A 12,087-nucleotide genomic window follows, 5' to 3' on the forward strand; every position below is an offset into this window, starting at 1 on the left:
CGTTCAACGTGGCGGATCCGCAACACTCAATAAACTGTCCCGGCCGGTACCTCGACACGCCATGCCGTTACGATAGGTTGGCCTTTCGCGACTGCACAGTCTGGCAGACTCGCCCCTCTAGAGGCCACTGTCCATGACGACTGCGAAATTTAAGAAAATAATCACTTGCGTATTCTACCCTTTTTCCTGCTTTTTACTTGTAAACACACCGGCAAAAGCGAACCTTTGCTCGACCTCCCAGATAAATTCCCATATTTTTTGCGGCCCCCTTCCCGGAGGAGCGCAAGCAACGCAAGGCTTTACAATACCCGAATTTCCTCGCTCTGTTTTAGTAGACATAGGAAAATCGACCACTGACACGCCGGCTCACTTCGGGGCGCCATTAAATATAATCGGCGGTCACGGCATCAGCGTAATGGGAAGACACACGACAGAACAGAGCACCTTCACAGGCAGTGGAGGAATTATCGTTTCTGCGAACGTTCCGCAAAATTGGGCCGGATCGATCAACATATCGAACATAAACGCAAGAATGTTTAATCTTACCGGAGATGGCATATCCGTCGATACGAATACAAGTAGCAACACGCATATTAGCACAACAAATCTCGGAACCATATCGGGCCACGCCTCAGGAATTACGTATAGAAACACAAATTCTACCGATCCCGGCCTCGTCAACATAACCGTCGGCGGAGATATCAATATCAGCGGCCTGACCGGCAATGCGGTCAGTGTGAATGCGCAATATGGGACGTCCACGAATAAGGTCACATTCAATGCCAACGCCGTCGGCGGCGTGCATTTCTTCTCGACAACTGCGACGTCGGTTGCCGCTATCCATATAGCTGGCGGTAAATCGCTGACGCGCGACGCCGCATCGACTCTGCCCGTCGTTTGGATCGAGGATCAGGCTCGAGCGACTCTCGCGAACTTCGGCACGGTGCGCGCCACCAACGCGCAGAACGCGCTGTCGTTTTCGCGGGCGTTTCCCGGCTTATCGAAGGTCACGATCGACAACAATATCGGCGCAACGATCGCGGCTGCCGCCGGGGGCTACGCTTTCGCGACCAGCGCCGGCATCGAATTGACCCTCAACAACAAAGCCGGCGCCCGGCTGCTTGGAGCGGGCTCCACGGCCGCGGGCTCGACGGCCGTCCTCAACAATGCAGGCGTGTGGGCTCCCAACCGCGACAGTTCGTTCAACGGAGCGGTCGTCCTGAACAATAGCGGCGTCTTCGACAACTATCTTCACGACACCAAACTCTCGGAGATATCGAACACTGGTTTGGTCATAATCGGCGCCGGAGGCTCGGTGGGCGCTGGCGGCGCCTACCAGCAGAATTCAGGAGCGATCATCGTCGACGGAACGCTGCGCATGCGGGCGACGATCGCCAGTGGCCAAGTCATCGGGTCGGGAACCATCGCCGGCCATCTGGCGATGCAAGGCGGAACGCTTTCCCCCGGCATGCTCGAAGGCGCCGGGACGATGACCGTGAACGGATCGCTCGTCATCGGCTCCGGCGCAACCTATCAGGTCGACGTCGAGGGCGCCGCGGCCGACCGCGTGAACGTCGCCGGCTCGGCGTCGCTCGGCGGCAAGCTGCAACTCATCCCCCTCGGCGGACCTTACACCTTCAACACGCCCTACACTCTGCTCAGCGCGAACAGCGTTGCCGGCACATTCGGAACGGTCGAGACGGTCGGGAGCTTCGGCGCAGCCGTCGAGTCCAAGATCAGCTACAGCAGGGATAAAGTCGAACTGACATTGAAGCCAACCTCGCTCACGGATGCCATCACGGCAGCTGGCACTGGCGACCAGCCGTATGTAAACCAACCGGCCCCCAGCAACGTCACATCGATCTCGCGCGCGATCGACCTCGCCATCCGCAACGGTGGCAACGCATCTGCCTTGTTCTCCGCTTTCGCGCAGCGCACCCCGGCACAAATCATCCAGGCGCTCGGCCAGCTGACGGGCGAGACGCACGCCGGCGCGCCCGCCGCCGCGGCGCAAACGGCCTCTGGCTTCATGCAGACGACGCTTGACCCGAACCTCGCCGGCCGCTCGAACGGCCCCGTCGACACCTCGGCTTCCGGACCGGAGATCGGGTTCGCCGCCTATGCCTCCTCGACCGGAAGCGGCGATTTGCCGACGCGCAAGGGGCCGAGCTTCTCCGCCTATCCGGAGCCCGCACGCAACTACGGTGTATGGGCAGCGGCGACCGGCAGCAAGACGCGTATCGATGGCGATCGCCTGACCGGCACCCGCAGCAATAGCGGCTCGAGCGGCCTGCTCGCCGTCGGCATCGACCTGAAACTGCTGCCGGACACCATCGTCGGAGTGGCCGTCGGCGCCGGCGAGGTGCGTTCGACCCAAAGCGATGGTCTTTCCAGCACGCGCGCCGACATTCTGCAGGCGGCGCTGTACGGGATGACGCGATTCGGCGCCTTCTCCTTCGGCGCGACGCTGGGCTACGCCTCGCTCGACACATTCACCACGCGTTCGATCCCGGTGCTCGGCCAAAGTGTCACTGGCGAGTATCGTGCGGAGGTCTGGGGCGGCCGGATCGAGGCCGGCTATGACGCTCTGCGGATGGCCGGCTGGACGGTGACGCCTTTCATGGCCGGTCAGTTTCAGTCCGTGCGCCAGCCGGGCTTTACCGAGCGCGACGCCGTCACGCAGCTGGCGGCCGGCGTCACCGTCTCGGGCCGCGACAGCCTGACCTCGCGAGGCGAGTTCGGCGCCAAGGTCCAGGCCGAGTTCGCGCTCGGCGGGCTGCGTTCAACCGCTTTCCTGCGCGCAGCCTGGGCACATTATTTCAAGCAGGACAATGTAATGTCGGCCTCGTTGACAGCACTGCCCGGGGCAGCCTTCGCCGTTCGCGGCGCTCAACCCGACCGCAATGCCGCGCTCGTTTCGACGGGATTGGACATCAAGCTTTCGCCGGCCATGACGGCCGGCGCACGCTTCGATGGCGAATTCTCCTCCAATGTCCGCAGCTATGCTGGGACAGCCAATCTGCGCTGGGCTTTCTGAGCTGAGCTGACGCGCGATCACGACGGCACAGAAGCCCCTGGCACACAGCAGCCGTCGACCTTCGGTCCGGCTAGCCTGTCGTCCAGGCGCCGAACTGAAATCGCAAAGGGCCGGCGGTCACCCGCCGGCCCTTCCCCATACAATCCGCGCGAAGCGGCTCAGATGTCCTGCTCGCCCTGCAGCGAGGCGACGGGCGCCGGGCCGAGGCCATCCTTGTTGTAGATGTCGTCGCGGAACTGCACGCCGCCATCCGGCGTCGCCCAGGCCGTGACATAGACCCAGTAGCAGGGCACCGGGTTGGCGATGCGGGCATTGATCCGCTCGCCGGACTGAATCGTCTCGTCGATCTTGGCGCGATCCCAGCCGGGCGTCTCCTTGAGCAGCCAGGCGACATAGTCGCGGACGTTCTGGATGCGCATGCAACCCGAGGAGACGAAGCGGAAATCGTCGCCGAAGATGCCCTTGGCCGGGGTGTCGTGCATGTAGACGCCGTGCGGGCTCGGGATGTTGATGCGCACGAAGCCGAGCGAGTTGAACTCGCCGCCCGGATCCTGGCGGAAGGTGTAGCGGGTCGCCTCGTCGGAGTTCCAGTTGACGCGCTCGGGCGCGATCTCCCCCTGCGGGCCGATGATGCGGATCTTGTTCTCGGTGAGGTAGGTCGGCTCCTTGCGCATCTTCGGGATCAGGTCCTTGCGGATGATCGATGCGGGCACCGTCCAGGTCGGGTTGAAGTTGACCTCGGGGATCCTGGTCTGCAGCAGCGGCGACTGGCGGTCGATCTTGCCGACGCCGGCGGCATGGCGGGTCGCGACCTGCCCGTTCTCCACCGTCTCGACCATCGCGGCCGGGATGTTGGCGACGACATAGCGATTGCCGAGATTGCCCGCCCAGGTGCGCAGCCGCACCACATTGGTCTCGAGCTGGCGGATGCGCCGATCGACCGGCACGTTCAGCGCCGCGATGGTGGAGCGGTTGATCGCGCCCGTGGTCGAGAGCCCGACGCGGGCCTGGAAATTGCGGACGCCCGCCTCGACATAGGAGTCATAGACATTGCTGTTGCCGGCATTGGCGGGCAGGTCGCCGGTGATGATCAGGCGCTGGCGGAGCGCGACGACGCCGGGGCCGCGCGAGCCGACGCCCATCTTCTCGGCGATCTGGACGGTGGGCCAGCCGCCGCGGGTCGCGAGGTCGCGATAGGCTGCGATCGCCTGTTCGGTCGCCTGCAGCGATTCGGCAGAGAGCATCGGGGTATGGGACCGGGCGACCGCGTTGCGTGCTCCGGAATCATAGCTTTGGCGCCACTCCGCCTGCTGGGCGAAAGCCGGCACGGCCGTGGTCGCTGCGGCGCCCGAAAGCAGCCCCAGAACGGTTTCTCGGCGGGTCAGGCTCGTCGTCGACATCGCAATCCTCTTCAAACTCGTCCGTCTCGCACGCCCACGCAGAAACGCCGCATGGACGCCCTCTCCCGCCTCGCACGGGAAAAGCTCGCGTCCAGGCGACGCTGCCGTAGCACGGTTAACGTCGCGTGATGAGAGCGGCGAATTTAGGGCGCTCCGCGCCCGGCGCGCATCGGCAAGAGGAATGCCGGTGGTTGTGGCCGAAATGCACAAGGCTCCCGGCAGTCGACCGGGAGCCTTGGGACTATGCTGCGCATCCGCCGACGGCGGATTGGCCGTGTTTATCAGAGCTTGTAACGGATCTGGTCGGTCCAGAAGCGTTCCAGGCGCAGCAGGGCATTGTTCATCCGCTCGAAGTCGTCGGCCGCGATTCCGCCGATCTGCTCGACGGTGCGGACGTGCTTGTCATAGACGCCCTTCACGAGATTGTGCACTTCCGCGCCCTTCTCGGTCAGGCTGATGCGCACCGAACGGCGGTCAATCCGCGAGCGGGCGTGGTGGAGATAGCCGAGCTCGACCAGCTTCTTGACGTTGTAGGAAACGTTCGAGCCGAGATAGTAGCCGCGCGTCCGCAGTTCGCTGGCGCTGAGCTCGGCATCGCCGATGTTGTAGAGCAGCAGGGCCTGGACACTGTTGACGTCGTCGCGGCCGCGCCGCTCGAACTCGTCCTTGATGACGTCTAGCAGACGGCGATGCAGCCGCTCCACGAGAGTGAGGGACTCGAGGTAGAGAGGCTTCACCTTCAGGTCGGCCTCTTCAGACCTTTCGACAACCGAAGTCTTGACGCTCGCTTGCATTGTATATCCCGCCTGTTGGATATCGGTCAGGATTGTTCTCCCGATCCGCTTCTGAGAAACACCATAGGCGGCACGGATGAAAACGAGTTTAAATATCAGGATGAATCGGAGATTTACCCCTTTGGGTGAATCCAAAATGAAGCCAGAAACGCTTAAGCTAAAGCGTTTGTTACCATGACTCGCCGCAATCGAACGGCTTGGCTGGTCAGGAGCTTTCGTTCTCGGCTGCCCATGTCGCCAGGAAATAGGCCAGGATCGCCCCGATGCAACTGCCGACGAACCAGGGCGTCATCGGCAGCAGGCCCGGAAAGAAGAAGCCGAGCAGCAGGTGGCTGATCGCAGCCAGGAGCCAGAGCACGCCGCCCCAGGTCGAGGTCAGCCAGAGCCCGACGGCGGCGACGAGGTCGATCACCGCGAAATAGACCACGATCGCCTGGAAGCTCAGGAGGCGTGCCTCGAAGGGCGGCTGGCTCAGCCCGCCGATCCCGAAGATCACAGCCCACGCGAGCAGGCCCTTGGCTAGCCAGAGCACCGACAGGATGCGCAGCAGCCAGACCAGCGTGGTACGCCAGCGCGTCGAGGCCGGCTCGCCGCTTGCCCCGTCATCGACCCGCGCCCCGCGCAGGACGTCGCCCTCGCCGATCAGACCCAAGCTCAGGCCTCCAGCGCCAGTTCGCCAGCGCCGAGCGGCGCGAAATAGGCAGCGATCGCGGCCGGATCGAGCGCATCGATCGAGGCCGGGCGCCATTGCGGCGCCTGGTCCTTGTCGACGACGACGGCGCGCACGCCCTCGTAGAAGTCATGGCCCTCGATGACCCGCGAGACGATGCGGAACTCGGTGCGCATGGCCTCGGCAAAATCCATTCTTGCGCCGCGCTTCATCTGCTCGAAGGCGATCGCGACGCTCGTCGGCGATTTCGTGGCGAGCGTCCGGCGGACCTTGTCCGCGAAGCCGCTGCCGGCCGAAGCGGCCGCATCGAGGCGCGCGAGCAGTTCGGGCAGGCTGCCGGCGCCGAAGCATTCCGCGATCGTCGCGCGTGCCGCGGAAAGCTTGGGCGCGCCGGGATCATGGCTGAAGCCGGCCAGAATCTCGTCCAACGCCTCGCGCCGCGTCAGCGCATCGGCGAGCTCCGGCATCCGGGCGCTCGGCACGGCATGGGTAGCGAGGCCGATCGAGAGCGCATCGGCGGTGCCGACGCGGTCCCCCGTGAGGGCAAGATAGGTCCCGGCTGCATCGGGCAGGCGCGGCAGCGCATAGGTCGCGCCGACATCCGGGAAGAAGCCGATCGAGACTTCCGGCATGGCGAAGAGGAAGCGGTCACCAGCGATTCGGTAACCGCCATGCAGCGAGATGCCGACGCCGCCGCCCATGACGATGCCGTCGATCAGCGCGACATAGGGCTTGGGGTAATTCCTGATGCGGGCGTTGAGGACGTATTCCTCGCGCCAGAAGGCGAGCATCTCGTCATGGCGGCCGGCCTTGCCGAGATCGTGCAGGGCGCGGATGTCGCCGCCGGCGCAGAAGGCTTTCTCGCTGGTGCTCATCACGACGACGCGCTCGACGCGGGGATCATGCTCCCAGGCGTCCAGCGCGCGGGCGAGTTCGCGCACCATGCCGAGGCTCAGAGCGTTCAGCGCCTTCGGACGGTCGAGCAGCACGACGCCCGCCGCCCCGCGCAGCTCGCAAATGATCTCGGCGTCTTGCGACATGCAGTCTTTCGTCCCGATCGATCCGATGCGGCCGGTTCTGGGCTGCGGCGGCAGCGCTTGTCAACGCGCGGCCCCGCACGGCGCGGGTCGGCATTGCGACCATGCGCCCTATATTGGAACCGTTCCGATGTGGTAAGAGAGCCGGCAATAAGATGCAGCGGGCGCAGCGCATGGGCGCCTCCCGCAGGCATGGCGTATTTCGCTTGGGGCTAGAAATCCTATGGAATCTCGGGTCGTGCGGCCATTCCCCACCCCGCTGGCGCGCCAGGGCGATGCGCCTGCCACGTCGCTGGGGCTGACCCGGCGCATGCGCCGCAACCGCAAGGCGGACTGGTCGCGCCGCCTGGTGCGCGAGACGCACCTCTCCACTGACGACCTGATCTGGCCGCTCTTCCTGATGGATTCGAGCGAGGCGCGCACGCCCGTCGCCTGGATGCCCGGCGTCGACAGGCTCAACATCGACGAGGCGGTGCGCCAGAGCGTCCACGCCGCCTCGCTCGGCATTCCGGCGATCGCGCCCTTCCCCTTCGTCGAGAAGTCGCTGCGCGACGCGACCGGCTCCGAGGCGCTGAACGCGCGCAACCTGATGTGCCGCGCAGTGCGGGCGATCAAGGCCGAGGTGCCGCAGATCGGCATCATCTGCGACGCAGCGCTCGACCCCTACACCTCCCACGGCCATGACGGCGTGCTCGACGGCGAGCGCGTCCTGAACGACGCCAGCGTCGCGATCCTGGTGCAGCAGGCGCTCTCGCTCGCCGATGCCGGCGCCGACGTGATCGCTCCCTCCGACATGATGGACGGGCGCATCGGCGCGATCCGCGTGGCGCTCGACGCCTCGGGCCATGAGGACGTACAGATCATGGCCTATGCGGCCAAATACGCCTCGGCCTTCTACGGACCGTTCCGCGACGCGATCGGGACCAATGCCACGCTCGTCGGCGACAAGCGCACTTACCAGATGGACCCGGCCAATACGGACGAGGCCATCGCCGAGGTCGCGCTCGATCTCGACGAGGGCGCCGACATGGTGATGATCAAGCCCGGCCTACCCTATCTCGACGTGGTGGCGCGGGTGAAGGACCATTTCCGCGTCCCGACCTTCGCCTATCAGGTGTCGGGCGAGTACGCGATGATCATGGCGGCGGCCGGCAATGGCTGGCTCGACGGCGACAAGGCGATGATGGAAAGCCTGATCGCCTTCAAGCGCGCCGGGGCCGACGGCGTATTGACCTATTTCGCGCCTAAGGTGGCGGAGAAACTGAAGGCCGGCGCGTAAGTAAGCCAAGAGTGTCATCCCGCACGCGCTGCGGCACGTGAGTGCTGCGGCGCAGATGCGGGATCGGTTTCAGGATAAGGCGCGTTCTGGTCACGCCATCCCGTGTCTGCGGCGCACCGCTTCGCGCTGCACCGCGCACGGGATGACACTGCGGCACCAGGAACATCTACGGTATCGACATGACGACGGATGAAAGCCAGGGCTTCCTGGCCATGCTGAAGACCCACTTGCGGACAGCGATGCGCGACCGAAAGACCGCCGAGGTGACGACTCTGCGCGGGCTGATCTCCGCGGTCGACAATGCGCAGGCCGTTCCCGTCGGCGACAAGCACGACACATATGTCTTCCATGCCTTTGGCGACAGTGCCGTCGAGGTTCCGCGCCGGGCGCTGAGCCGTGACGATCTGCGTGTGCTCGTCGAAGCAGAAATCCGGAATCGCAACGAGGCGGCGGAGGACTATCGGCGCCTGGGCCGGGACGACAAGGCTCAGGAGCTAACGGACGAAGCCCAGATTCTGAGCCGCCATCTCGACGCACAGAGTTCGAGCTAACCGATCCGCATGGAGCTGCGGCGCATCGCTTCGCGCTGTACCGCGCACGGGATGACACCGTGGACCGGGCCACGCTACCGTCGCGCGGCATGCGCCCTCTCCTCCTGTCGATTCTGCTAGGCCTCGTGCTCGCCTCCTGCGGCGAGCGCTTCGATACGGACCAGCAACGCCTTTGCCGGCAGGCGATTCCGGCCGTCAACGCGCCGGGCAGCACGATCGCGATCGAACGCATCGGCGAGGGCCCGCGCCCTGCCATGCTGCGCATCGTCTATGTCGCCGGCAGCGAGGGCGGTCCGGCCCGGCGGCGCACGATCGACTGCCTCTTCGCCGGTGAAGGCCAGGGCATGCAGCGCGGCGCGCTGATCGGCATCGCCAATGACGGCCAGCCGATGAGCGATGCCAGCTTCTACCTGCTGCGGCGCTTCTATCTCGAGGATCGGGCCGAGCCGCCGCCCGATCCCGGCGCGCTGAGCACCGGCTCGGTGCCGCAGCTGCCGCACGGGCTGGCCTATGGGCTGCAGCAGGGCCTGAGCGCCCTGCCCTCGGCGGCGATCTACGCCCTGCTCGCCTGCGCCTATGCCCTGATATACGGGCTCACCGGCCGCATCATCCTGAGCTTCGGGGAGTTCGCCGCGCTGGGCGCGCTCTCCGCCGTCATCGGCGCGGCGCTCCTCGTCTCCTTCTCCGCCTCGACGCCGGCGACTGGTCTGGTTTGCGCTTTTGCCGTCGCGATCCTGGTCTGCGCGCTGCACGGTTTCGCGATGGGCCGCTTCGTGCTGCGCCCGCTCGCGCGTGCGCCGGGCCAGCAGGTGCTGATCGCGACGATCGGGCTCGCCATCGCACTGTCGGAGTACCTGCGGTTGTCGCAGGGGCCGGAACTGCGCTGGCTGCCGCCCGTCCTCAACGAGCCCTGGGCCGTGGCGCGTGCGGGGGACTTCATCGTGGCCGTCACGCCGCTGGCGCTCGCGGTCGCCGCGGCCGGCTTCGCCGCCACGACGGGCCTCCTGCTGCTGATCGGGCGCAGCGCCTATGGCAGGGCCTGGCGGGCCGTCGCGGACGATGCCCGCACCGCCGCGCTCTTCGGCATCGATGCCCGCGCCGTGCATGACAAGGCGCTGATCCTGGCCTGCGCCGCCAGCGGCATGGCGGGAGTGATCGTCACGGCCGTCTATGGCGGCATGGGCTTCGCCGGCGGCTTCGCGCTGGGGCTGAAGGCACTGGTCGGCGCGATCCTCGGCGGCATCGGCTCGCCGGCAGGCGCCGCGCTCGGCGGGCTTTGCATCGCGCTGTTCGAAGTGCTGTGGTCGTCGCTGATGCCGCTGGACCAGCGCGACATCGCCGTCTACGCCCTGCTTGCCCTGGTGCTGATCCTGCGGCCCGGCGGCTTCTTCGGCGACGGGACACTGGCACCGCGACATGTCTGACAGAGCACGAACGGAAAGCCTGGCCATGAGCGAGCCCTTCGCGATCACGCCCGAGGACATCGACGAGGCCGCGCGGCGGATCGACGGGCATGTGCTGCGCACGCCACTCGTTCCGGCGCCGCGCCTCTCCGAACTCACCGGCGCGACGGTCGTGGTGAAGCACGAGAACATGCAGGCGACCGCCTCCTTCAAGGAGCGGGGGGCGGTCAACAAGCTGCTGACGTTGGACGAGGACGAGCGCGAGCGTGGCGTCATCGCGATGTCGGCCGGCAACCACGCCCAGGCCGTCGCCTATCACGCTAGGCGCTTCGGTATCCCTGCGACCATCGTGATGCCGGAAACGACGCCGCTGGTGAAGGTCGAGAACACGCGCGCCCATGGCGCCCGCGTCGTCCTGCATGGCGAGACGCTCTACGAATCGGCGCAGAAGGCGCGAGAACTCGCGGATGCGGAGCAGCTCGTGCTGGTCCACCCCTATGACGATCCGGCGATCATGGCCGGCCAGGGCACGATCGCGCGCGAGATGCTGGAGGACGCGCCCGATCTCGACGTGCTGCTCGTGCCGCTGGGCGGCGGCGGGCTGATGGCCGGCAATGCGGTGGCGGCGAAGGCGCTGAAGCCGGGCATCGAGCTGATCGGCGTCGAGGCCGAACTCTACCCCTCCTTCTTCAACGCCATCAACGCCGACGATCTCCCCGTCGGCGGGCCGACCGTGGCCGAGGGCATCGCCGTCAAGACGGTCGGCGTGCAGACGCTGCCGATCGTCTCGAGCCTGGTCTCCGACATCGTGCTGGTCGGCGAGGACCTGATCGAGCGCGCCGTCAACGCCTATGCCTGCCTGCAGCACACACTGGCGGAGGGCGCTGGCGCCGCCGGCCTCGCCGCGATGCTGAAGGAGCCCGGGCGCTATGCCGGGCGCAAGGTCGGGCTGGTGCTCTGCGGCGGCAACATCGACACGCGCCTGCTCGCCGCGATCATGGTGCGCGAGCTCGAGCGGGAGGACCGTATCGTCGCCTTCCGCCTGACCTCGAGCGACCGGCCGGGGCTGCTCGGCAAGGTCGCGAGCCTGCTCGGCGAACAGGGCGCCAACATCCTCGAGGTCAGCCATGGCCGGCTCTTCCTCGACGTTCCGGCCAAGGGCGTGACGCTCGACGTCACGGTCGAGACCCGTGGCAGCGCCCATTCCGCCGCGATCGAGGCCGCGCTGCGCGAAAACGGCTTCGCCCCGCATCGCGTCTTGCCGCGTGGCCTTGCGGAACCGGGGCGCTGACCTGACATAAACGGACGGCGCATTCCGCGCCCGGAGACCAGACTGACAGATGACCGATACGCGCTCCAACCGGCCTCCCATCGTCGCAATGGGTGACCGCCCCATCCAGGACGTCAGCGGCGTGCTGGGCTCGCGGATCTTCGCCTGGATCGGCGACATCATCGTGCTCGCCATCCTCGGCACGCTGGTCTGGTTCGCGCTCGCCCTGCTCGGCATCATCACCTTCGGCGCGACCTGGCTGCTGATCCCGATCGCGACGGTCGCGACCGCGCTCGGCTATGCGGCGATCACGATAGGCGGGCCGCGCCAGGCGACCTGGGGCATGCGCATGGCCGGCCTCAGGGTCGAGACCGTGAATGGCGGCCGCCCCGACGGCCTGGCGGCGGCCGTGCATGCGCTGCTGTTCTACGTCGCCGCCGGCACGGTCGGCCTCTGGCTGCTCGACATCCTCTGCGGCATCGTCCGCAGCGACCGTCGCCTCGGCCACGACATCCTCACCGGGCTCGTGGTGGTGCGCGCCTGAAGGCGGCCGCCTCGGCCATTGCCTTCTTCCCTTGGCGATTTCCGGCTCGCCAAGGGCCGCGCGCCGCGCCGCGCCAGTTGCCTAGCAGATCGCTTTCTGGCT

At 66.3% G+C, this 12,087-nt stretch carries 10 protein-coding genes; 6 read left to right on the top strand and 4 right to left on the bottom strand.

The genetic code is table 11. The features are described 5' to 3' along the window. Positions 1-532: 532 nt before the first annotated feature. A complete protein-coding gene (locus tag ASE63_RS03850; protein WP_162261713.1) occupies positions 533-3,037 on the top strand; it encodes an autotransporter outer membrane beta-barrel domain-containing protein in 2,505 nt (834 codons plus the stop codon). 158 nt (positions 3,038-3,195) lie between these two features. Here the strand turns inward: ASE63_RS03850 and ASE63_RS03855 are convergent, their stop codons facing one another. The 4 genes from ASE63_RS03855 to ASE63_RS03870 form a co-directional block, all read right to left on the bottom strand. After that, positions 3,196-4,437 (bottom strand): L,D-transpeptidase family protein, encoded by a 1,242-nt coding sequence (locus ASE63_RS03855; RefSeq protein ID WP_082609641.1) that lies wholly within the window; start codon positions 4,435-4,437, stop codon positions 3,196-3,198. 281 nt (positions 4,438-4,718) lie between these two features. After that, a complete protein-coding gene (locus ASE63_RS03860) occupies positions 4,719-5,231 on the bottom strand; it encodes a winged helix DNA-binding protein (protein ID WP_056796858.1) in 513 nt (170 codons plus the stop codon). Between the two features lie 205 nt (positions 5,232-5,436). Further along, a complete protein-coding gene (locus tag ASE63_RS03865; protein WP_056796861.1) occupies positions 5,437-5,883 on the bottom strand; it encodes a DUF6163 family protein in 447 nt (148 codons plus the stop codon). Positions 5,884-5,885: 2 nt separating this feature from the next. Then, complete coding sequence (locus tag ASE63_RS03870) at positions 5,886-6,941, bottom strand: enoyl-CoA hydratase/isomerase family protein (RefSeq protein WP_056796864.1); 1,056 nt, start codon at positions 6,939-6,941, stop codon at positions 5,886-5,888. A gap of 235 nt (positions 6,942-7,176) precedes the next feature. On the opposite strand from ASE63_RS03870, the gene hemB reads away from it, so the two are divergent. The 5 genes from hemB to ASE63_RS03895 all read left to right on the top strand — a co-directional run bounded on the left by hemB (position 7,177) and on the right by ASE63_RS03895 (position 11,985). Next, positions 7,177-8,217, top strand: coding sequence for a porphobilinogen synthase (gene hemB / locus ASE63_RS03875; RefSeq protein ID WP_244491270.1), 1,041 nt, complete (start codon positions 7,177-7,179; stop codon positions 8,215-8,217). Between the two features lie 179 nt (positions 8,218-8,396). Further along, positions 8,397-8,768, top strand: a complete 372-nt coding sequence (locus tag ASE63_RS03880; protein WP_056796869.1) for a GatB/YqeY domain-containing protein — start codon at positions 8,397-8,399, stop codon at positions 8,766-8,768. An 89-nt stretch (positions 8,769-8,857) separates the two neighbouring features. Continuing rightward, positions 8,858-10,192, top strand: coding sequence for a branched-chain amino acid ABC transporter permease (locus tag ASE63_RS03885; protein WP_056796871.1), 1,335 nt, complete (start codon positions 8,858-8,860; stop codon positions 10,190-10,192). Positions 10,193-10,217: 25 nt separating this feature from the next. Beyond that, positions 10,218-11,462 (top strand): threonine ammonia-lyase, encoded by a 1,245-nt coding sequence (locus ASE63_RS03890; protein ID WP_056796874.1) that lies wholly within the window; start codon positions 10,218-10,220, stop codon positions 11,460-11,462. 49 nt (positions 11,463-11,511) lie between these two features. Continuing rightward, positions 11,512-11,985 (top strand): RDD family protein, encoded by a 474-nt coding sequence (locus tag ASE63_RS03895; RefSeq protein ID WP_056796877.1) that lies wholly within the window; start codon positions 11,512-11,514, stop codon positions 11,983-11,985. The last annotated feature ends 102 nt before the right edge of the window (positions 11,986-12,087 follow it).

This window comes from Allobosea sp. Root381 (genome assembly GCF_001429395.1).
Classification (GTDB): Bacteria; Pseudomonadota; Alphaproteobacteria; order Rhizobiales; family Beijerinckiaceae; genus Allobosea.